The organism is Ciceribacter ferrooxidans, assembly GCF_004137355.1.
Taxonomy (GTDB): Bacteria; Pseudomonadota; Alphaproteobacteria; order Rhizobiales; family Rhizobiaceae; genus Allorhizobium; species Allorhizobium ferrooxidans.
Genome location: NZ_SDVB01000253.1, coordinates 379,435 through 400,024 on the forward strand (window position 1 = coordinate 379,435; position 20,590 = coordinate 400,024).

General features: G+C 62.3%; 18 protein-coding genes, 1 tRNA gene and 1 pseudogene. 13 read left to right on the forward strand and 7 right to left on the reverse strand.

The window, feature by feature from the left end; all coding sequences use genetic code 11:
* Nucleotides 1–25: 25 nt before the first annotated feature.
* A complete protein-coding gene (locus EUU22_RS18215; RefSeq protein ID WP_129333402.1) occupies nucleotides 26–973 on the forward strand; it encodes a polysaccharide pyruvyl transferase family protein in 948 nt (315 codons plus the stop codon).
* On the opposite strand, the gene EUU22_RS18220 is transcribed toward EUU22_RS18215, so the two are convergent.
* Both EUU22_RS18220 and EUU22_RS18225 read right to left on the reverse strand, forming a co-directional pair.
* Nucleotides 964–1,983, reverse strand: a complete 1,020-nt coding sequence (locus EUU22_RS18220) for a glycosyltransferase family 2 protein (protein ID WP_129333403.1) — start codon at nucleotides 1,981–1,983, stop codon at nucleotides 964–966. The two genes, EUU22_RS18215 and EUU22_RS18220, sit on opposite strands and share 10 nt — an antisense overlap.
* Before the next feature lie 127 nt (nucleotides 1,984–2,110).
* Complete coding sequence (locus EUU22_RS18225) at nucleotides 2,111–2,365, reverse strand: exopolysaccharide production repressor protein (protein ID WP_245485119.1); 255 nt, start codon at nucleotides 2,363–2,365, stop codon at nucleotides 2,111–2,113.
* Between the two features lie 787 nt (nucleotides 2,366–3,152).
* Between EUU22_RS18225 and EUU22_RS18230 the strand changes: the two genes are divergently transcribed.
* The 4 genes from EUU22_RS18230 to EUU22_RS18245 are packed head-to-tail and all read left to right on the forward strand — an operon-like array spanning nucleotide 3,153 to nucleotide 7,436.
* Nucleotides 3,153–3,830, forward strand: a complete 678-nt coding sequence (locus EUU22_RS18230; RefSeq protein WP_129333405.1) for a sugar transferase — start codon at nucleotides 3,153–3,155, stop codon at nucleotides 3,828–3,830.
* A 54-nt stretch (nucleotides 3,831–3,884) separates the two neighbouring features.
* A complete protein-coding gene (locus EUU22_RS18235; RefSeq protein ID WP_129333406.1) occupies nucleotides 3,885–5,150 on the forward strand; it encodes a polysaccharide biosynthesis/export family protein in 1,266 nt (421 codons plus the stop codon).
* Between the two features lie 7 nt (nucleotides 5,151–5,157).
* Entirely contained in the window at nucleotides 5,158–6,447 is a 1,290-nt protein-coding gene (locus EUU22_RS18240) for an O-antigen ligase family protein (RefSeq protein WP_129333407.1), read from the forward strand.
* A gap of 11 nt (nucleotides 6,448–6,458) precedes the next feature.
* Nucleotides 6,459–7,436 (forward strand): acyltransferase family protein, encoded by a 978-nt coding sequence (locus tag EUU22_RS18245; RefSeq protein WP_129333408.1) that lies wholly within the window; start codon nucleotides 6,459–6,461, stop codon nucleotides 7,434–7,436.
* A 22-nt stretch (nucleotides 7,437–7,458) separates the two neighbouring features.
* Here EUU22_RS18245 and EUU22_RS18250 read toward each other — a convergent pair whose 3' ends face one another.
* From EUU22_RS18250 to EUU22_RS18260, 3 genes are all read right to left on the reverse strand, one after another.
* Nucleotides 7,459–7,923 carry a DUF411 domain-containing protein gene (locus EUU22_RS18250; RefSeq protein WP_129333409.1) on the reverse strand — a complete coding sequence of 155 codons (465 nt, stop codon included), beginning with the start codon at nucleotides 7,921–7,923 and terminating at the stop codon, nucleotides 7,459–7,461.
* Between the two features lie 629 nt (nucleotides 7,924–8,552).
* Nucleotides 8,553–8,628, reverse strand: a tRNA-Thr gene (locus EUU22_RS18255).
* A gap of 126 nt (nucleotides 8,629–8,754) precedes the next feature.
* Nucleotides 8,755–9,714 (reverse strand): NAD(P)H-dependent flavin oxidoreductase, encoded by a 960-nt coding sequence (locus tag EUU22_RS18260; protein WP_129333410.1) that lies wholly within the window; start codon nucleotides 9,712–9,714, stop codon nucleotides 8,755–8,757.
* Between the two features lie 307 nt (nucleotides 9,715–10,021).
* On the opposite strand from EUU22_RS18260, the gene EUU22_RS18265 reads away from it, so the two are divergent.
* Nucleotides 10,022–11,188, forward strand: a complete 1,167-nt coding sequence (locus EUU22_RS18265) for a hypothetical protein (protein WP_129333411.1) — start codon at nucleotides 10,022–10,024, stop codon at nucleotides 11,186–11,188.
* Between the two features lie 33 nt (nucleotides 11,189–11,221).
* Here the strand turns inward: EUU22_RS18265 and ppk2 are convergent, their stop codons facing one another.
* Nucleotides 11,222–12,109, reverse strand: a complete 888-nt coding sequence (gene ppk2, locus EUU22_RS18270) for a polyphosphate kinase 2 (protein ID WP_129333412.1) — start codon at nucleotides 12,107–12,109, stop codon at nucleotides 11,222–11,224.
* Nucleotides 12,110–12,331: 222 nt separating this feature from the next.
* Between ppk2 and phoR the strand changes: the two genes are divergently transcribed.
* The 7 genes and pseudogenes from phoR (at nucleotide 12,332) to phoB (ending at nucleotide 19,946) form a co-directional block, all read left to right on the forward strand.
* Nucleotides 12,332–13,543: a phosphate regulon sensor histidine kinase PhoR gene (phoR, locus tag EUU22_RS18275; protein ID WP_129333753.1), complete on the forward strand. Its 1,212-nt coding sequence runs from the start codon at nucleotides 12,332–12,334 to the stop codon at nucleotides 13,541–13,543.
* Between the two features lie 195 nt (nucleotides 13,544–13,738).
* Entirely contained in the window at nucleotides 13,739–14,779 is a 1,041-nt protein-coding gene (locus tag EUU22_RS18280) for a substrate-binding domain-containing protein (RefSeq protein ID WP_129333413.1), read from the forward strand.
* A gap of 66 nt (nucleotides 14,780–14,845) precedes the next feature.
* The gene (gene pstC, locus EUU22_RS18285; protein ID WP_129333754.1) at nucleotides 14,846–16,306 is read left to right on the forward strand and encodes a phosphate ABC transporter permease subunit PstC; all 1,461 of its coding nucleotides are present in this window, start codon (nucleotides 14,846–14,848) and stop codon (nucleotides 16,304–16,306) included.
* Complete coding sequence (gene pstA, locus EUU22_RS18290) at nucleotides 16,303–17,658, forward strand: phosphate ABC transporter permease PstA (protein WP_129333414.1); 1,356 nt, start codon at nucleotides 16,303–16,305, stop codon at nucleotides 17,656–17,658. Before pstC ends, pstA begins: the two co-directional genes overlap by 4 nt.
* Before the next feature lie 86 nt (nucleotides 17,659–17,744).
* Nucleotides 17,745–18,479: pseudogene (pstB, locus tag EUU22_RS18295) on the forward strand (phosphate ABC transporter ATP-binding protein PstB); the annotation flags it as partial.
* A gap of 44 nt (nucleotides 18,480–18,523) precedes the next feature.
* Complete coding sequence (phoU, locus tag EUU22_RS18300) at nucleotides 18,524–19,237, forward strand: phosphate signaling complex protein PhoU (RefSeq protein ID WP_129333416.1); 714 nt, start codon at nucleotides 18,524–18,526, stop codon at nucleotides 19,235–19,237.
* A gap of 25 nt (nucleotides 19,238–19,262) precedes the next feature.
* The gene (gene phoB / locus EUU22_RS18305) at nucleotides 19,263–19,946 is read left to right on the forward strand and encodes a phosphate regulon transcriptional regulator PhoB (RefSeq protein WP_129333417.1); all 684 of its coding nucleotides are present in this window, start codon (nucleotides 19,263–19,265) and stop codon (nucleotides 19,944–19,946) included.
* A 71-nt stretch (nucleotides 19,947–20,017) separates the two neighbouring features.
* Here phoB and EUU22_RS18310 read toward each other — a convergent pair whose 3' ends face one another.
* The gene (locus EUU22_RS18310; RefSeq protein ID WP_129333418.1) at nucleotides 20,018–20,542 is read right to left on the reverse strand and encodes a GcrA family cell cycle regulator; all 525 of its coding nucleotides are present in this window, start codon (nucleotides 20,540–20,542) and stop codon (nucleotides 20,018–20,020) included.
* Nucleotides 20,543–20,590 lie beyond the last annotated feature (48 nt).

Here is a 20,590-nt window from a genome sequence, read left to right on the forward strand (position 1 = left end):
CCCGTGTGGCAACCAGGAGGATCAGATGCAGCCCTTTTACTGGCAATCGCAGTACGGCAATTTCGGTGACGACCTGAACTTGTGGCTTTGGGACCACCTGCTGCCTGGCTTTCGGGATGTTCACCCCGATGTCCTGCTCGTCGGCGTCGGCACCGTTCTCGACCGTGCGCTTCTGCCCTCCGGAATTCGCAAGCTCGTCGTCGGCAGCGGCTTCGGCTACGGGACCTTGCCGGACATGTCCGACGGGGACGAGTGGGACGTCCGGTGTGTGCGCGGACCTCTCACCGCCCAGGCCGCAGGCCTTCCTCTCGAAAGAGGCATCGTCGATCCGGCGGTCATGGTCGCCGACATGCCGGAGTTTCGTAATATCGAAAAGAAGCATCGCAAGAGTTTCGTGCCGCATTGGGAGTCGGCCGTCGCCGGCTTGTGGCCGGCGATCTGCGAGACGGTAGGGCTCAACTACATCGACCCGCGCGGGGAGGCCGGGGAGGTGATCCGCGAGATTGCGGCATCCGAAATGGTGGTGGCGGAATCCATGCACGGGGCGATCCTTGCGGATGCGTTTCGAATCCCCTGGGTCGCGGTGACGACGTCCCGCAGCATCAACAGCTTCAAGTGGCGGGATTGGGCCTCCACGCTCGGCGTTTCCTACCATCCCCGACAGGTTCCGGTCTCCAGCCGCGCCGAGGCGATCATCAAGGGAGCCAGGTTCTGGGGCGTCGATTTCAGGGAAAATGTCCCCGCCCGAAGTGAGGTCCGCCGTTCCGATCTCGGCGATATCGCCGTTCTCGATCGCGAACCCCGCCAGACCACGCTGCGCACGGCGGCCAAGCATGCGCTCGCCGCTCCCTCGACTCTTGCACTCTGGCAGGCGAGTCGGGCGACGCCACAGATGAGCGGCGACGCGCTCCTGACCGAACGCAAGGAACGCTTCGCGGCGGAACTCGAGCGGGTGCGCCGCGACTACCTCTGAGCGGAAACAGGTATCGCGGAGAGCAGGTAGCGCAGGCCCGGCGAGTCGAGGTGCCCCGCCGCACCGATACCCGGCGGGCGGCGGAAGCGCTCCGTCTTGTCCGCGAGAATGCCGCCGGCGATGGCCGGAAGGGCTGCAGGGCGGGCGAGCGCGTAGCGGAGCGCGGCGAACGCGCCCTCGTCGTTCTTGAGATCGAGGAAGCGACGCAGGTCATGCTTCGCCCGAACGTGCCGCTCATGCCGCCGGATCACAGCGACCATCTCGCCAGAAAGGGAACTGTCGGCAAGGATCGCGCGGTCGGCCTCGTAGAGGCGCCGGAGATCCTCCGTGCGGTGGCGCCCGCTGAGCGAGTCGCTCCGCACCACGGCACAGTAACCGCAAGCGTGAATCAGGCGATAGCGGGCCCCCTTTGCGAGGGCGCGCGCATAGAGCTCGTAATCCTCTCCCAGACGAAGATCCTCGCGGTACCGCAGGTCATTTGATTCGAGAAAGGCGCGGCGCATCAACGGTTTCAGAAAGCCGATCTCGCCGCGACGTACCCCGCGTCTTGAAATATTGCCCTCTATGAAGCTCTCGAGATCGATGAGCCGCGGTTGCGGATCAAATTCGGGTATCGTCGGTGGTGCGCCCGTCAACCGCGACTCTTCGATGAACGCGATATTGTCGGCGACGAAGTCCCACTCATCCTCGGCGAGCAGCCTGCCGAACCGGCCCGGAAGAAAGAAATCGTCGGCGTCGAGAATGGCGATGAAGGGAGAGGATGAGCATGCGATCGCCGCGTTGCGTGCGGCGGCGGGGCCGCGGTTCTTCTCGAAGCGCAGGATGCGAAGCCGGCCGCTGCCGTCGTCCGCAGTCTGCGCGGCCGTCGATGTGGCGTCGGTAGAGCCGTCATCGATGACGACGACCTCGGCTGTTTCGGGTTCCGCAAGGGCGGACGCGACCGCTCTTCCTATCGTTGCCGATGCATTCCTGGCCGCGATTACGACGCAGATGGCCTGTATTTGAGGCATGCCACACTCCTGTACCGGTTGACGGGTGAGGTGAGCGCTCGAAAGGCTCGACCGGAGAGTGGCGAACGATCGTGACGCAAACAGGGCATCTGGTGGCTGCGACAGGACCGCCGCGTTGCACGGAAGCTCAGAGCTTGGAAGGACCGGGACTGTTGAGACGCGAGACCCGCGCGCTTTTTGCCTTTTCGTCCGTGGCGGACGTCTCTAACTCGGATTTGCGCTGCCGTGCCGCCTTGGCGACCATATAAAGGACAGCGAGAAAATAGCCGACTTGCAGCAGTATGGCGCTCACTGCCGTCTGGATCAGGGTAGTGGTGAGGGAGCCGGTCAATGCATAGGTGACCAGACCAAAAACGATCAGGACACCGACCATGCTCATCATGACACGAGGTCCATACATATGGTCACCTCATATCCGAGTCGATTGACGTAGTATTCATCGCCGGACCGCCTTCTCCTCTCAAGGCTCAAACGAATATATTGATCATCGCTCGTTGTTTCAACGTGCATGCCCCTGAAAAGTCGGGAATTCTTCCCTCTTCTGCAGCATAAGCTCACGTCCTTTCGGTTGTGTTACGAGGTGGAGGCGAAAAGGCGTATGTCCTTCCGCGGTGCCCCAGATTCGCCACAGAACGACGCTGGGACTCTCGAATGAACGCGTGAAGCCCGTTTTGGTTGCGGAGGATCGCGTGCGCGATGCCGGGGGTTGCGCTACTGCGGCGGGAAATCGGCGCCGTTGCAATCACGTTTTGTTACAATTTAAGAAAATTCGAATTGAAAAATGTGCAGCGCAACATAATGATGCGCCGCAAAAATATTCTTCAACAGTGGCCGTTTTCCTGTGTCCCGCACGCCTCCACCAGAATGCAGGGCGCCGGAACCTGTATACCGTAAGCCGCCGATTTCGGAATTTCTGAATTAATATAATGTTACAGAGTATTAATGATCGGATCATCTCGTCCTCGGACGGGCGGAGACGATGGCTCTAGTTGGAAGGACCAGTAATCGGACCGACCGCGCGTGGCCGGCGCAGGGGGCGCGGGGTTCGGAGGGAACCATTTCCCGGTGTCGGTGGCGAAGCAAGACAAAATCTGACCACACACTCCGTCTTGGATAAGGGCCGCGTCCCCAGGGACCGACCAATCGCCAACGTAAATGGAGTCATCTCTATGAAGTACGCGACTCGATCGGCCAGTTCGCCGTTGTTGCACACGCTTGAGGCCGGCACTCCGCCGGTTGGGGGGATATCCAAGAGGGTTTTTGACGTCGCCGCCGCCTTGGCGGCTCTGCTGCTTTTCAGCCCTCTTTTTCTTCTGATTGCGGCTCTCGTCAAATTCTCAGACGGCGGCCGCGTCTTCTACGGCCATCGCCGCGTCGGGCATAATGGCCGGAGCTTCTACTGCCTGAAATTCCGCACCATGCGGGAGGATGCGGACCGGATCTTGCAGGAGTACCTGCGAAACAATCCGGCCGCCTACGAGGAATGGCGCACCACCCGAAAGCTGCAGGACGATCCGCGGGTGACCGTCGTCGGCAGCGTGCTCCGCAAGCTCAGTCTCGACGAGTTACCGCAACTCATCAACATCATCCGCGGTGAGATGAGTGTCGTCGGACCGCGTCCCGTCGTCGAAGAGGAGCTCGAACTCTACGAGGTTGCCGCCCGGTTCTATCTGCAAAGTCGTCCGGGTCTCACCGGCCTCTGGCAGGTCAGTGGCCGCAACGACGTCTCCTATGCTTCGCGCGTCGCGCTCGACTCCCACTATGTGCAGAACTGGTCGCTCATCAACGACCTCATCATCGTCGGCCGAACGGTGCCCGCCGTCTGCCTGTCGCGCGGAAGCTACTGACGTCCGGCGGCCACGCCGCCGGACAAGACGACAGAACAGCAAACGGGGTATCACATGCATGCTTTCTTCCGCCGCCGGACGTCGACAGACGCCGGCCTGAGCGCTTTGGTTTCACCGCTCGCCCTCTCGCTGTGCGCGGTTCTTGCCTTTCACGGCACGCTGCGCGCCGAGGAATACCACCTCGGCGTCATGGACAAGCTGCGGGTCCGCGTCGCCGAGTGGCAGACGGCGGAAGGGGCTGTCCGGGACTGGTCGGCCGTCAGCGGCGATTATACGGTCGGCGCCTCGGGCAAGATCTCGCTGCCCTTTCTCGGCGAGCTCGCGGCATCCGGCAAGACCACCGAGGAAGTCTCCGGAGAAATCGGAGAAAAGATGCAGCAGCTGTTCGGGCTGCGCGACCGTCCCTCCGCCTCCGTCGAGATTGCACAGTACCGGCCGATCTATCTTTCCGGTGAGATCCAGTCTCCCGGTCAGTATGCCTATGTGCCCGGCATGACCGTGTTGAAGGCCCTAAGTCTCGGGGGCGGTATGCGTCGCCCCGATCCGGGACAACGCGTTGCGCGCGACTATATTCGCTCCGAGGGGGATGCATCGGTCCTGATCGCCGAGCGTAACCGTCTGCTCGCACGCCGCGCCCGCTTGCAGGCGGAGATTGCGGACAAGGACAGCATCAGTCTGCCGAAGGAGCTCGAAGGTGTTTCCGAGGCAGATCAGTTGCTCGCCAGTGAAACAGCACTCATGAAGTCGCGCGACAAGCGCCTGACGCTGCAGCTGCAGGCGCTTGCCGATTTGAAGACTCTCCTGAACAGCGAAATCGAATCGCTCGCAAAGAAGTCCGACACGCAGTCCAGGCAGCTGGAGCTCGTTCAGAGCGACCGGGAGAAGGTCTACAACCTGACCGAAAAGGGCCTGGCGGTCAGTTCCCGCCGCCTGTCGATCGAACAGCAGGTGACGGATCTTCAGGCCGGTCTGCTCGACATTGACACAGCGTCGCTCAAGGCACGCCAGGACATCAACAAGGCCGGCCAGGACGAGACAAATCTGCGTAACGATTGGGATGCGCAGCTTGCCCAGGAGCTGCAGAACACCGAGCGCGAGCTGGAAACCAACACGCTGAAGCTCGGCACCAGCCGTGACCTGATGAGCGAGGCGCTGATGCAGTCGGCGGCCGAGGCGACATCCGCGAAGGAGACCGCGACAGTGACCTACGCGATCGTCCGCGAGGTCGACGGCAAGGCCCGCGAGATGACCGCCGATGAAAACACGCCCGTGCTTCCCGGCGACGTCGTCAAGGTTAGCGTCGGGGTCGCCATGAGATGAGGTGGGGATGAGGGTCGCGAAGTCCAGCCTGATCGGACCAGGTGAGAATACGCTCTACGGGACCGTGGCGGTTGCGCTCTCGTTCTTCGTTTTCGCCTATTCGGCGCGGTTCGGACAGATTTCCATCCTCTTCTATTACGGGCTGTGGTTGCCGCTGGTGCTGGTCGATTATCGGCGAGTGCTCGGCAACTACGTCCGGTACCTCTGGATATTCGCCTTTGCGATCTTCGCCTGCCTTTCCGTCTTCTGGTCCGAGGCACCGGCCCAGACTGCCCGCACCGGCATCCAGTATCTTTCGCATGTGGTCTGCGCGCTGATTGCAATGCGCGTCATCGACCTGCGAACGCTCATCAAGGGCGCAATCGCCGGAACCGGGCTGGTCCTCGTCTATTCATTGCTCTTCGGCGTCTATCACTATGACCCGCTCGACGGCTCCTACAGTTTCGTCGGCGCCTTCGCCTCGAAGAACCAGCTCGGCTTCTACGCCTCGCTCGGCGTCTATTTTGCCTTCGCCGCGGTCGTCCTGCTGGCCGACGGAAAGCTGTGGCTGCTTGCGGCTGCCGCTGTCGGGCTGCTTTCGGCCTATGCGCTTGCCGCTTCGCAATCGGCAACCTCGGTTCTCACCGGGGCGGTCGTCGTGGCGCTGGCGGCGGTCGCGCGCGGGTTGCAGGTCCTTTCGCCGAAGCGGCGCAAGGGCCTTTTCCTGGCGGTCGCAGTCTTCGCTCTCGTCGGCGTCCTTGCCTTCGTCTACGGCGACGGCTTTTCCCTCGTTCTCGGCGCCTTCGGCAAGGACGCGACGCTGACCGGCCGGACTTATCTCTGGCAGCAGGGTATGGAGGCCGCCCGTGCCAACCCATATTTCGGCGTCGGATATCAGGCCTACTGGGTCCAGGGCTTTTCGGAAGCCGAACGGTTATGGGAAGAATTCTTCATCACCACCCGGACGGGTTTCCATTTTCACAACACCTTCATCGAGGCGACGGTGGAAACGGGTCTGGTCGGCGTTCTGCTGCTCACGCTCGTCCTTCTCGTGACGCTTGCCGGACATACATGGCAGATGCTTTCCCGTCCGGCAGGCCGGGAGTCGGTGGTGCTCTTCGGGATATCTGTGCTGCTTGCGATGCGCGCCTTCGTGGAGATAGACATCCTGACCCCTTATCACGTCGGCTCCTTTCTCCTCTATTTCTGCGCAGGCAGGCTGACACTGCGGGAAGTCTCGCGATCACACCGGCGCTCCGCCGCCCTTGTTCCGGTGCCGGTCCGGCCGGCGCCAGCCTACGGCAGGGTACCGACGTGAAGGAGGTGCCATTGAACACGCTCTACGGAATTCAGTATCTGCGTGCCGCTGCGGCGATCGCCGTCGTCCTGTTCCACGCCGCCGAAAAGCTCGGCTACTCCTTCGCAATCGGTGCCGTCGGCGTCGATGTCTTCTTCGTCGTCAGCGGCTTCATCATGTGGGTGATCACCGAGCGTCGCACGCCCACGCCCGCAGGCTTCCTGCGCGGTCGTATTCGCCGGATCGTACCGGTCTACTGGATGGCGACGGCGGTAATGATCGCGGGAGGACTCGCCGGGCTGTTTCCAAATCTCCGGCTGAGTATCGGCCATGTGATGGCCTCCTTCCTCTTCGTTCCGGCGCGCTCGCCGAGCAATGGCGAAATCTGGCCGGTCCTCGTGCAGGGCTGGACGCTGAACTACGAGATGTTTTTCTACGTGGTCTTCGCAGTGGCGCTCTTCCTGCCGAGGCAGTGGCGCTTTCTGGCGATCGGCCTGCTGTTCGCTGCATTGGTCGCCGCCGGCCAAATCTTCGAGAGCGACAACGTTTTCCTCGTCACCTATACCCGTCCCATTATTCTGGAGTTCGTGGCCGGCATGGCGATCGGGATGCTCTGGCTGAACCGTCGGATGCCGGGGCGGTTGACGGGCGTCCTGCTGATTGCGGCGGGCCTCGGCGGATTTGCCGTGATCCATCTGCTCGGATTGCCGTTCGACGCCTGGGACTGCGGTCCGCTGGCGACGGCGCTTGTCCTCGGTGTGGTTTCTCTGGAGGCGAACGGCGGCATCGCGCGCGCGGCACTGCCTGCGTTTCTTGGAGACGCGTCCTACTCGATCTATCTCTGGCACACCTTCGCAATTTCGGTCACTGCGAAGGTGGGGATGGCGGCCGGCATCCCGATGCCGGCCCTGATGGTTTCGGCCGTCGCGGCCGGGATTCTGGCCGGCGCGATCGGCTATACGGCGTTCGAACGTCCGACGACCCGCCTCTGGCGTCAGCCAGCCTGGTAACTCGCGCCGGTTCGCGCCGGCGTCAGCTCTTCGGCCCCGCGCGGAAGTAGACGGTCGACTGCCTCGACGGGTCCTTGTAGACCGCGTAGACCTCGAAAGAGGCGCCGGGATCGTCGCCCATGCCGGGCGACCCGGACGGCATGCCGGGAACGGCAAGGCCCGCTATGTCCGGCCGTTCGGACAGGAGTTTGGTGAGCGCCTGCTCGGGAACATGACCCTCGATGAAATAGCTGCCGATCACGGCGGTGTGGCAGGATTGCATGTCTTCCGGCACGCCGTAGCGCATCTTCACCGGTGCGAGATCGGGCTCATCGATGGTACGGATGCTGTATCCGGCGCGCTGCATGGCCTCGCCCCACAGGTGGCAGCAGCCGCAATTGGGATCCTTGTGAAGGGTAATCGTCTCACCGGCTGCGCGCGCGGCATCGGATGCGACGAGTGCTCCGGCGGCGAGAACGGCGGTGCAAAGAAATTGTCTGCGGTTCATTGTCTTGTCCTGGATCTGGTGTGCCGGTGCGGCATCCTCCGCATCGCCGGCATCGAAAGCCTGGGAAGCGGGTCGGGAACGGCGCATGCCGAACGAAACCCGCCACGAAAAAAGATCGCGTCAGGCTTTCGGAGGCTCGGTCGGCGGCTTCACCAGCATTCCGGTGACGAGAACGTCGGCATCGGTCCTTTCGCTCCCCGGGCCGGCTGGGACGGCGGCGCTGGAAGCATCAGCCAGAATCGCCGGAACCGCGCAGGCCGCTTCGCATGACCGGAGGTTCATGCAATCCGGGCAGCTTCGGGACCGTTCCTTTGCGCAGCAATCATCCCCGTGGACGGTCACGGCCTCCGATGCGCCATGCATGTGAGCGGACGCCATCAGTGTTCCGGCCATTTCTCGAGGTGAACCCGCGGCGAAACCCGCGTTCACGCGTGCCGGTCCGAACGAGAGGACCAGCATGGCAAAGAATACGACAAGGCTGCGGCGGACGGATAGTGCCATTTGTTCAATCTGCCACGGCGCGGAGAAAACGGAAAGAATATCCTCCGCCTCGGTCCTTGGAAAAAGGTCGCAGCGGCGTCCGAGCGGTAATATGCTCTCTGGCTGTTCGATTTCGACAAATGAGGAAATGGTGCCGCTTACGTGACTCGAACACGTGACCCCATCATTACGAATGATGTGCTCTACCGACTGAGCTAAAGCGGCCAAGGCGAACCGCGTCTGGCGCGGTTCGTCGATCTGTGCGCGCTGATACAAGCATCGCGCGGGAATTTCAAGCCGGGATTTTCTCCTCCCGGCGTTTTCCGTTCGAAGCCCGGCTCTCCGGCAGCGTCAGAGCGCGAGACGGCTGCGGGCCGCCTTGTACTCTTTCTCGAGCCGGTCCACGACGGCCGCAACCGGCTCGACGGCCTTCACCGCGCCGACCCCCTGGCCGCAGCCCCAGATGTCCTTCCAGGCCTTGGCGCCGGTGGTCGCCTTGTCGAAGTCCATCTTCGACGGATCGGCGACTGGCAGGTTGTCCGGGTCCATGCCGGCAGCGACGATCGACGACTTCAGGTAGTTGCCATGGATGCCGGTGAAATAGTTGGAATAGACGATGTCGTTGGCATGGGCCTCGACGATCGCCTGCTTGTAGGCGTCGGAGGCGCGCGCTTCCGTCGTGGCGATGAAGGGGGAGCCGATATAGGCCATGTCGGCGCCCATGGCCTGTGCGGCGAGGATGCCGCCGCCCGTGGCAATGGCTCCGGCGAGCAGCAGCGGCCCGTCGAACCATTCGCGGATTTCCTGTACGAGCGCAAACGGCGAGAGCGTGCCCGCGTGGCCGCCCGCGCCGGCTGCGACCGCGATCAGCCCGTCGGCACCCTTGCGGATCGCCGAATTGGCGTGCCGGTTGTTGATGATGTCGTGCAGCACGATGCCGCCGTAGGAATGCACGGCCGCGTTCACCTCGGGGACGGCCCCGAGCGAGGAAATGACGATCGGTACCTTGTACTTCACGCACATCATCAGGTCGTGTTCGAGCCGTTTGTTCGAGGTATGGACGATCTGGTTGACGGCGAAGGGTGCGGCCGGCTGGTCCAGATGTGCGGCGTTGTAGGCCGAAAGCTCCTCGGTGATCATGGCGAGCCATTCGTCCAACTGGCTTTCCGGCCGCGCATTGAGCGCTGGAAAGGCACCGACGATCCCGGCCTTGCACTGCGCGAGCGTCAGTTCCGGATGCGAGATGATGAAGAGCGGCGAGGCGACCACCGGTATGCGGAGGTTCTCGGAAAGGACCGCGGGAAGTGCCATGAAAGACCTCGGTGTTTTACGTTTACGGAAACGTCAATTTATTTAGCAGAGGATCGGGGGATGGAAAAGACCGTGTCTGCAGGTCAATTCGGAGCCTGTCACGAAGAGAATGTCGGCTGCTCGGGGTGGCCGCAGGGAGAGCCTGATCCGGCTTGCCGACGGTGACTTGGTCGAAACCAGGCCACTTTTTTCTGAGTATCTTCCCTCCTGCGGACGCGAGGCCTTGCAGATCGGCGGGGCAGCCGTTACCGAATCGCTAAACAACGGTGACGGGATCGGCCCGGCTGCCGATCGATGAGGGACATCAGTGAACGGATTGGAAGCGGCCATCAGGAACGCTCTAGAGCGATCGGATCGCACCAATGCGGAGACGCGTGCCCGGATCTATCAGTCGGCGCGGCACGCGCTGGAAACCGGGTTGCAGAAGCAGGGCATCACCGACCCCGAGATCATCGCCCAGCAACGGCATAAGCTGGAGGCGACGATCCACGCCATCGAGCTGGAGGAACGCGGCCGGCTCCCGGCCGTCGAGTCCGAGGTGAGGCGTCCTCTGTCGGGCGATCTGGCCGCCGAGCTGTCGCAGCACCCTGCTGCACCTGCGGTGCGGGCGGTCCGCGAGCCGGCAGTTCCCGCCGTCGAACCCGGTCCGGGCGAGCGCCGCGAAGGGGCAGCTGCCGCGAGTGATTTCGGTGACCTGCGGGCGGAGCGTCTGCATCGAGGTGCAGAAAGCGTCGATACGTCGATGGATCGGAACGAGATCCGGACCGAGGCTACGGCGATGGAGGTCCGTCCCGAGACGCCGATCCACCCGCGGAAAAAGCGGCGCGGCCTCTTTGCCCGGCTCTTCATGCTCGCTGTCCTCCTCGGGGCGATGGGAACGGGGGCATGGTGGGTATATACCTCCGGCCTCATGTTGAGCGAGGCGGAGCGGGATACCAGTGTCCCCAATCCGCCGCCCCAGGCCGTGGAGGAGGATTTTTCCGGCACGCAGGAGCCGAAGCCGCTGGAAACCCGTAACGGTTTTTCCGACGAATGGATCGAGATTTTCGAACCGAAGCGCATCGACGTCATTCGGCCGCGCGCCAATGCCGCGGTCGATGTCGTCACTGCCCGCGACGGAACGGCCATGAATGTCGTTTCGCGTTCGGCCGACGCCGACGGAAATGTCGAAATCACGGTGCCGACCGATGCACTTCGCGAGATGGCCGGCAAGACGTCGACCTTCGCCCTCACCGTGGAAGCCTCGGGTGACCAGCCCGTGCAGATCGCCGTCGAATGTGACTTCGGCCGGTTGGGTGACTGCGCGCGCCATCGCTTCACGGTCGATACCCAGAAGACGGACGTTCTCTTCCGTGTGACCTTCGACAGGTCCATGGCGCCGGCGACGCCCGGCCGGCTCCTGCTGAATGCCGGCCTCGGCGGAGCCGGACAAGGCGTTAATCTCTATTCCGTCCGCCTCTTGCCTGGGCAGTGATAACCGGAAGCCGCCGCACTATCCGGCGGCTCTTCACGAACTGGTGAGGAAATTCGGCCCCTTGCCGATGATCTTCTTGTCCATCTTGCCGATCTTCTCCTCGTCCTTGCCTTCGTAGTCTATCGAGGTGAGGATGTGACGGATGGCGTTCAGCCGGGCGCGGCGCTTGTCGTTCGCGCGGACTATGGTCCACGGCGCATGATCGGTATGCGTTTCCTCGATCATCCGGTCGCGCTTCTTCGTGTAGTCGTCCCACTTGCCGAGCGCGGCGATGTCCATCGGAGAGAGCTTCCAGATTTTCAGCGGGTCGTGGCGCCGGTCGTGAAAACGTTCGACCTGCATTTCCCGGCCGATGTCCAGCCAGAACTTGAAGAAATGGATGCCGTCGGCAGCGATCAGCTTCTCGAAATGTGGTACCTGCTTCAGGAATTTCTCGTATTCTCCTTCCGTGCAGAAGCCCATGACCGGTTCCACGACCGCCCGATTGTACCAGGAGCGGTCGAAGAGCACGAATTCGCCACCGCTCGGAAAATGCGGCACATAGCGCTGAAAATACCACTCGGTCCTCTCCGTCTCCGTCGGCTTCGTCAGCGCCACCACGCGCGCCGAGCGCGGGTTCATGTAGGAGAGCGTCACGTGGATGGTGCCGCCCTTGCCGGCCGCGTCCCGTCCCTCGAACAGGGCCATCACGCGCTGGCCAGTCTTCTGCAGCCAGAACTGCACTTTGACGAGCTCGATCTGCAGGAGCCGCAGTTCCTTCTCGTAGTCATCCTCGTCGAGCTTCTTGTCGTAAGGATAGTGCCCGGAGGTCAGCGACTTGTCGTCGATCCAGTCGGGAAGATGCGGATCGTCGATGTCGAAGACTCTTTCCTTCCCGCCGATCTCAAGTATGACCGCACGGCCTTCTGCTGGCTTATTCATTGGCATTTCCTTCGTCGCCGACCGGAGATGCACCAGTGAGGACATATTCGCGACGCCAACACAAGCGTGGGCCGGGTCCTATCGTCGGGGGATATCCCGTGGCGGCCGTGGCAGATGCCGTAAACATCTGTCATGAATTGTGTTTATCAGGGGTCGCATGGGTTTCTGGAAGTGGCAGGCGAGGGCTGCGTGGCTGAAGATCGCGGTGCTTTGAAAGTGGTGATGTCGCGCCTTCGCGCAGGGTGGAGCTTTCTGGCCGCAGCGGCTCTTGTTGCGGTGGCCGCCTACTTTGCCGGCGCGCAGCCGCCGTTCTCTCTCGTTCTCTGGTTCCTTGCGGTGCTGGCGGTGCTCGTTCGTGAGCCGGCTCCTCCGCGCATGCAGGAAGAACCTACAGAGCGTATGGAAGCCGTAGAAGCCACGCTCTCGCAGGTGGAGTCCGTGCTCGGAGCGCTTGACCTGCCGGTCGTGGTCATCGATGGCGACGCGACCGTGCTCGCCCAGAACAAGGCTGCCGAGAAGGCTTTCGGTCCTTTGCTTTCCGGGCTTCATATTTCCACCCGCTGGCGTTCGCCCGGCATCCTCGACATGATCCGCGAGACGATCGAGACAGGCGAGCCAAATCAGATCGAACATTCCGAGCGGCTTCCCTCCGAGCGGGTCTATATCGTCCGCTCGGCGCAGGTCGAGAAACTCGCAGGCGCGCTGCCGCAACTCTTCCTCCTGTCGTTTCGCGACATATCCGAACTGCGTCGGCTCGACCGGATGCGCAGTGACTTCGTTGCGAATGCGAGCCACGAGCTTCGAACGCCGCTCGCTTCGCTGCGCGGTTTCATCGAAACCCTCCAGGGACCCGCCCGCGGCGATCCGAAGGCCCAGGAGCGATTTCTCGCGATCATGCTGGACCAGGCGACGCGCATGAGCCGGTTGGTCGACGATCTCCTGTCGCTTTCCCGGCTCGAGCTCAAGGCACATATCGCGCCGGACCAGACGGTCGATCTCATCCCCGTTCTGGGGCATGTGCGGGATTCGCTGGCGCCGCTCGCCGCCGATCTTGGCGTTGATATTCGCCTGCACCTGCCGGAGGGGAAGGTCGAGGTCCTCGGCGACCGCGACGAACTGGTGCAGGTTTTCGAAAACCTCATGGAGAATGGCTGCAAATACGGGCAGGAGGGCAAAGTCGTCGACGTCTACCTTCGTCACGGCGACGGCGCACCGGTGGAAGTGAGTGTCGTCGACCACGGGCCCGGCATCCCGGCCGAGCATGTTCCCCGTCTGACGGAGCGTTTCTATCGTGTCAGCGTGGCCGACAGTCGGTCCAAGAAAGGTACCGGCCTCGGTCTTGCGATCGTCAAGCACATCCTGACGCGTCACCGCGCACGCCTGATCGTCCGCTCAGAGATGGGCAAGGGAACCGACTTTACCGTCCGCTTCTGACATAAAGCCACTGTCGAAATGTAGATCATTGTCGAAAACGCATTAAATATCAATCAGTTAATCTGTCACAAATCTTTCACCAAAGTGACATAAAAGGGAAGGGCAACAGTGAGTATGAACGTGCTGCTGATGCACGGGGACGGTGAGGCCGTTTGCGGCTGCATCCACACACTAGCCCACTCACGGGAGATTGAAATGAACACCCTGAAACTTTCCCTGGCAGCCATGGTCGCCTCGGTTGCTTTTGCCGGCGCTGCTGCCGCTCGTGACCAGATTCAGATTGCCGGTTCTTCGACCGTTCTGCCTTACGCGTCGATCGTTGCCGAAGCCTTCGGCGAAAACACCGATTTCGCGACCCCGGTCGTCGAGTCCGGCGGTTCGGGCGCCGGCCGCAAGAAGCTCTGCGAAGGCGTGGACGAAAACACCATCGACATCGCCAATTCTTCTTCGCGCATCAAGCAGTCCGACATCGACGCCTGCGCCAAGAACGGCGTGAAGGAAATCCAGGAAGTCCGCATCGGCTATGACGGCATCGTCTTCGCCTCGGACATTAATGGTCCCGAGTTCGCCTTCACCCCCGCTGACTGGCACATGGCGCTCGCTGCCAAGGTCGTCAAGGATGGTCAGCTCGTCGACAATCCGTACAAGAAGTGGAACGAGATCCGCGCCGATCTGCCGGATCAGGAAATCCTCGCCTTCATTCCTGGCACCAAGCACGGCACCCGCGAAGTCTTCGACGAGAAGGTTATCATCGACGGCTGCAAGGAAGACGGCGCCTTGGAAGCACTCAAGGCAGCCAATGGTGGCGATGAAAAGGCGGCCGAGAAGGCTTGCATGGCGTTGCGCACCGACGGTGTCTCCGTTGATATCGACGGTGACTACACCGAGACGCTGGCTCGTATCGATGCCAACAAGAACGCCATCGGCGTATTCGGTCTGTCGTTCTACCAGAACAACACCGACAAGCTGCGCGTTGCCACCATGTCCGGCGTAATGCCGTCCGTTGAAACGATCGCCAAGGGCGAGTATCCGGTTTCCCGTCCGCTCTACTTCTACGTCAAGAACGCTCACCTCGACGTGATCCCTGGCCTCCAGGAATACATCGAGTTCTTCGTTTCCGACGAGATGGCTGGCCCGGATGGCCCGCTGGCAGCCTATGGTCTGGTTTCCGATCCGGAACTCGCCAAGACCCAGGCGGCTGTGAAGGCTCGCACGCCGATGGGCGCGCTGAATTAATCTACGCCGACCGGTGGCGCGATGATCGCGCCGCCGGTCTTGCTCTTTCTGGAGGTTGCTGGCGAGATGAGTCCGGGCATCGTTGTCCTTGTCGTGGCGGCAATTTCGGCCGTCGGGTATGTTCTCGGTCGGCGTCGTGCCGTGTCTCTCTCGGCGAGTGAGCGCGTCAGGCTTCACTCTCTCCCCGGCTACTACGGTCAGACTGTTGCGCTGTTTGCGGCCGTTCCGGCCGTTATCGTGCTGGCCGCGTGGCTGGTCGTTCAGCCTCTCCTCGTCGAAACGCGCGTCACCGGTATGATACCCGACAGCGTTATCCCCGAAGGTGGCGCGCGCAGCCTCGTCATGGCCGACGTCCGCCGGATCGCAGACGGCATCGACGCCGTGCTGGCGCGCGGCGGTATCAGCGAGGGAGAACTTTCCGAGATGCGGGCGGACGCCACCGACGTCCGGGGTTTCCTGGCCGAGGTCGGCGTGGCGCTGGGTAACGACGTACCGCCGCCTGTGTTCGAGGCAGCCAAATCCTACCGTCAGATTTCCAAGACCGGCAACTTTGTCGCCGGCGCTTTGGCCCTGGCCCTTTCGATCGGCTTTGCGCTCTGGGCGTATCGCCGCATTGCGGTCGATCTGCGGGCGCGGAACATCAGCGAGCGGTTCGTCCGGGCCTTGCTTGTTTCGGCGTCGACGATCGCCATTCTCACGACGGTCGGCATTATCGCCTCGCTGTTCTTTGAAACCTACTCCTTCTTCAGGGTCTATCCGGCGCAAGAGTTCTTCGTTTCCACCGTCTGGAACCCGCAGTTCCGCGGTGGTTCGGAACTGGGCATCCTGCCGCTGCTCTGGGGCACCTTCTACATTTCTCTGGTGGCGCTCATCGTCGCCGTTCCGCTCGGCCTGATGATCGCGGTCTACCTTGCCGAATATGCCGGGCCGTCCGTGCGCAGCGTGGTCAAGCCCGCCATCGAGGTCTTGGCCGGCATCCCGACCATCGTCTACGGCCTCTTTGCCCTCGTCACCGTCGGACCGTTCCTGCGCGACTGGATCGCGCAGCCGCTCGGCCTCGGAAACTCTTCGTCTTCGGTGCTGACGGCGGGCATCGTCATGGGAATCATGATCATCCCGTTCGTGAGCTCGCTGTCCGACGATATTATCAACGCTGTCCCGCAAGCTCTGCGCGACGGCTCTTACGCCCTCGGCGCCACGCAGTCGGAGACGATCAAGCAGGTCGTGCTTCCGGCCGCCCTGCCCGGGATCGTGGGTGCCGTGCTCCTGGCGGCGAGCCGCGCCATCGGCGAAACGATGATCGTCGTGCTCGGCGCGGGCGCGACCGCCAGGCTTTCGCTCAATCCGTTCGAGGCGATGACGACCGTCACCGTCAAGATCGTCAGTCAGCTGACCGGCGACACCGAATTTGCGAGTCCCGAGACGCTGGTTGCCTTTGCCCTCGGTCTTACCCTTTTCGTTCTCACGCTGGGGCTGAATGTGCTGGCGCTCTACATCGTGCGCAAATACCGGGAGCAGTACGAATGACCGAGATTTCCACGTTCGGCGCCTCGGTTGCCGAATCCCGAGGCAAGTCGCTGTTTGCCGCCGATGAGAGAACCCGCCGGCGCAATGCTGCCGAAGCGCGTTTCCGGATGATGGGCCGTATCGCCGTCATCATCGGCATTGTCGCCCTTATCGGGCTGCTGGCCTCGATTCTGTCGAACGGTATGTCGTCCTTCCAGCAGACATATGTCTCGCTCGATATCTTCCTCGATCCGGCAAAGTTGGACAAGGCGGGCGACCGCAATCCGGAGGCGATCGCCAAGGTGTCCACCTTCGGTTATGCGCCGCTGATCCAGAAGGCTCTCCAGGATGCTATGGTCGGGAAAGGCATCGCCGGCGACGGGGTAAACCCAAAGGCCGCCGCGGAACTGATCTCCAAGGAAGCCCCGGCGGACCTGCGCAGGTTCGTTCTCGCCGATCCTTCGGCGATCGGCCAGACGGTCCATTTCGATCTTCTCGCCGCCGGCCGCATCGACGGCTACTACAAGGGGCGCGTGACGATGGAGAGCGCCAAGCTCGACCGCAACATATCGCCCGAGCAGTTGATGCTTGCGGACAAGCTGAAGGAAGCAGGCATTCTGACGACCAGATTCAACTGGTCCTTCTTCACGGCACCGGACGCCTCGGATACGCGCCCGGAGGCCGCCGGTCTCGGCGTCGCCATCATCGGCTCCGCTTACATGATGCTCATCGTCTTCGTACTTTCGCTGCCGCTCGGTGTCGCGGCCTCGATCTACCTCGAGGAATTCGCGCCGCAGAACAGGTTCACCGACCTCATCGAGGTGAATATCGCCAATCTCGCCGCGGTGCCTTCCATCGTGTTCGGTATTCTCGGCCTCGCTGTCCTCATCAATTTCGTAGGGTTGCCGCAGTCCGCGCCGATCGTCGGTGGTCTCGTACTGACGCTGATGACGTTGCCGACAATCATCATTGCCACGCGTGCAGCGCTGAAGGCGGTGCCGCCGTCGATCCGCGACGCGGCTCTCGGCGTCGGGGCCTCGAAGATGCAGGCAACCTTCCACCACGTGCTGCCGTTGGCGATGCCGGGCATCCTGACGGGTACGATCATCGGCCTGGCCCGTGCCCTCGGAGAGACTGCGCCCTTGCTCCTCATCGGCATGGTGGCGTTCGTGCGCGAATATCCGTCCGGGCCACCCGAAGGCTTCTTCGATCCGGCCTCCGCTCTTCCCGTGCAGATCTACAACTGGACCCAGCGCGGCGATCCCGCCTTCGTGGAGCGCGCCTCCGGTGCGATCATCGTGCTTCTCGTATTCCTGATGATGATGAACCTGATTGCGATCGTTCTTCGCCGTCGCTTCGAGCGCCGTTGGTAAGAGGGCTGACAATGAGTAACATGCCGACCACAATGACGACCACGACGAAGGCTGCAACAATGAACGAATCGAAGATCTCGGCCCGAAAGGTTCAGGTGTTCTACGGCGACAAGCACGCCATCAAGGATGTGGAGATCGAGATTCCGCCCCGCTCGGTCACCGCCTTCATCGGACCTTCCGGCTGTGGCAAGTCGACCTTCCTGCGTTGCCTCAACCGCATGAACGACACGATTGCCAATTGCCGGGTCGAGGGACATATCTCCATCGACGGCGAGAACATCTACGATCCCAAGGTGGACCCGGTTCAGCTGCGTGCGAAGGTCGGCATGGTGTTCCAGAAGCCGAACCCGTTCCCGAAATCGATCTACGAGAACGTCGCCTACGGCCCGCGCATTCACGGGCTTGCCCGCAAGAAATCGGACATGGACGACATCGTCGCGTCGGCACTGCAGAAAGCCGGTCTCTGGAACGAAGTGAAGGATCGCCTCGATGCACCGGGCACCGGGCTCTCGGGTGGTCAGCAGCAACGTCTCTGCATCGCCCGCGCCGTTGCAGTCAGCCCTGAGGTCATCCTTATGGATGAACCTTGCTCGGCGCTCGATCCGATCGCAACCGCGAAGGTCGAGGAGCTGATCCACGAGCTTCGCGCGAACTACACGATCGTGATCGTCACGCACTCGATGCAGCAGGCGGCGCGTGTGTCGCAGCGGACGGCGATGTTCCACCTCGGCGAGCTCGTCGAGGAAAACGACACCGACAAGATGTTCACCAATCCCGACGATCAGCGCACGCAGGACTACATCATGGGTCGCTTCGGCTGACGCCCCGTCCAACCGCGCAGACGCACTCATTCGAGGATCACGACATGTCATCGACCCACATCTACTCCGCCTTTGACGAGGAACTGAAATACCTGATGCGCCGCATCTCCGAGATGGGCGGACTTGCCGAGCAGATGGTGGGCGACAGCGTCCGCGCTCTGGTTCACGGGGACGCAGCACTGGCGCACAAGGTGATCTCCGACGACGTCATTATGGACGCAGCCGAGCGCGAAATCGGTGACAAGGCCGTCATCACGATCGCCCGTCGCCAACCCGTCGCGAGCGACCTTCGCGAGATCATCGGCGCGCTGAAGATCGCCAGCGACCTGGAGCGGGTCGGCGATCTCGGCAAGAACAACGCCAAGCGGGCAATGGCGGTGCAGAGCGCCGGCATTCCGCGCAAGCTCGCTCGCGGCATCGAGCACCTCTCCGAACTTGCCCTCGTGCAGCTGAAGGAAGTCCTGGACGTCTACTCCACGCGTTCGGCGGAGAAGGCGAAGTCCGTTCGCGATCGCGACGACGAGATCGATGCCGTCTACACATCCCTGTTCCGGGAGTTGCTGACCTACATGATGGAAGACCCCCGCAACATCACCAGCTGCACGCACCTTCTTTTCTGCGCCAAGAACCTGGAGCGGATCGGCGATCACGCCACCAACATCGCCGAAACCATCTACTACATGACCACCGGGGCTCAGCCCGAAGGCGAGCGCCCGAAGGAAGACCTGACGACGGACGTCGGCGCGATCACCGAATGATGTCGTTGCGGAGGACGAGCAAGCGATGCAGCCGAGGATAGTGGTAGTCGAAGACGAGGAGGCGCTGAGCGTACTCCTTCGTTACAATCTGGAAGCCGAAGGCTATGAGGTGGAGACGATCCTGCGCGGCGACGAAGCGGAACTGCGCCTTCAGGAAAGGGTGCCAGACCTCCTGCTGCTCGATTGGATGCTGCCGGGTGTTTCCGGGATCGAGCTTTGCCGCAGGCTGCGCATGCGACCGGAGACCGAACGCCTGCCGGTCATCATGCTGACGGCGCGAGGCGAGGAAAGCGAACGGGTGCGCGGTCTCGCGACCGGCGCCGACGACTACGTCGTTAAGCCGTTTTCCACGCCGGAACTGATGGCGCGCGTGAAGGCCATGCTGCGGCGGGCGCGTCCGGAAGTCCTGTCGAGCGTTCTCCGTTGCGGCGACATCGAGCTCGACCGCGAAACCCATCGGGTCCATCGCAAGAGCCGCGAAGTTCGCCTCGGCCCGACCGAGTTCCGGCTTCTGGAATTCCTGATGACGTCGCCCGGCCGTGTCTTCTCCCGATCGCAGCTTCTGGACGGCGTGTGGGGGCACGACATCTATGTCGACGAGCGTACTGTCGATGTCCATGTCGGCCGCTTACGCAAGGCGCTGAACTTTTCCAACATGCAGGACGTCATCCGCACCGTGCGCGGCGCGGGCTACTCGATGGAAGCCTGATCTCCTAGCGTCCCAAATACGAAAACGGGCCCTGCAGGGCCCGTTTTTCTGTTTGCCATGTTGGCCGAAGCTTACCGTTCCGCCTTGCGACGCTCGGAAACCGGCTGGTAAGCGAGCTTCGCGTGGTAGCTGCAGTAGGGCGAGGAATCGAGAGACTCGCAGCCGCAGAAATGGAATTCGTCGCTCATCGGATCGCCGATCGGCCACTTGCAGGTACGCTCCGTGAGTTCCGTCAAGCCGAGGCGGCGGGAAATCGGAATCACGACATTCGAGGAAGTTACGGCGCGGACCGCTTCGACGACGTCAGTCTGGCCCTCTTCCTTGAGCATGGCACCGCCTGCCGGACGGGCGTTGGCGCGCGTGGGGATGCGCGCAGCAAAGCCAGACGGGCGAGGAGCCGGTGCCGGACGTTTCGGTGTGCGCGCCGGTGCCGTGCCGCCGCCCGACTTCGCGCGTCCAGGCAAGTTCAGACGATGGACCTTGCCGATCACCGCATTCCTGCTGACGCCGCCGAGCTGCGCGGCGATCTGGCTTGCGCTCAAGCCTTCGGCCCAAAGCCTCTTCAGTTTTTCGACGCGCTCATCTGTCCAATTCATGCCATTATCTCCGCCGTCGCGATTTTGATGGCAGAATCCGTCACCGTT

Coding starts and splice junctions, on each gene's coding strand:
- ppk2 (WP_129333412.1), bottom strand. CDS start 12,109: ATGAATAAGCCAGCAGAAGGCCGTGCGGTCATACTTGAGATCGGCGGG.
- EUU22_RS18260 (WP_129333410.1), bottom strand. CDS start 9,714: ATGGCACTTCCCGCGGTCCTTTCCGAGAACCTCCGCATACCGGTGGTC.
- EUU22_RS18225 (WP_245485119.1), bottom strand. CDS start 2,365: ATGATGAGCATGGTCGGTGTCCTGATCGTTTTTGGTCTGGTCACCTAT.
- phoB (WP_129333417.1), top strand. CDS start 19,263: ATGCAGCCGAGGATAGTGGTAGTCGAAGACGAGGAGGCGCTGAGCGTA.
- EUU22_RS18310 (WP_129333418.1), bottom strand. CDS start 20,542: ATGAATTGGACAGATGAGCGCGTCGAAAAACTGAAGAGGCTTTGGGCC.
- EUU22_RS18215 (WP_129333402.1), top strand. CDS start 26: ATGCAGCCCTTTTACTGGCAATCGCAGTACGGCAATTTCGGTGACGAC.
- EUU22_RS18250 (WP_129333409.1), bottom strand. CDS start 7,923: ATGAACCGCAGACAATTTCTTTGCACCGCCGTTCTCGCCGCCGGAGCA.
- EUU22_RS18220 (WP_129333403.1), bottom strand. CDS start 1,983: ATGCCTCAAATACAGGCCATCTGCGTCGTAATCGCGGCCAGGAATGCA.
- phoU (WP_129333416.1), top strand. CDS start 18,524: ATGTCATCGACCCACATCTACTCCGCCTTTGACGAGGAACTGAAATAC.
- EUU22_RS18235 (WP_129333406.1), top strand. CDS start 3,885: ATGCATGCTTTCTTCCGCCGCCGGACGTCGACAGACGCCGGCCTGAGC.
- EUU22_RS18280 (WP_129333413.1), top strand. CDS start 13,739: ATGAACACCCTGAAACTTTCCCTGGCAGCCATGGTCGCCTCGGTTGCT.
- pstC (WP_129333754.1), top strand. CDS start 14,846: ATGAGTCCGGGCATCGTTGTCCTTGTCGTGGCGGCAATTTCGGCCGTC.
- EUU22_RS18230 (WP_129333405.1), top strand. CDS start 3,153: ATGAAGTACGCGACTCGATCGGCCAGTTCGCCGTTGTTGCACACGCTT.
- EUU22_RS18240 (WP_129333407.1), top strand. CDS start 5,158: ATGAGGGTCGCGAAGTCCAGCCTGATCGGACCAGGTGAGAATACGCTC.
- phoR (WP_129333753.1), top strand. CDS start 12,332: ATGTCGCGCCTTCGCGCAGGGTGGAGCTTTCTGGCCGCAGCGGCTCTT.
- pstA (WP_129333414.1), top strand. CDS start 16,303: ATGACCGAGATTTCCACGTTCGGCGCCTCGGTTGCCGAATCCCGAGGC.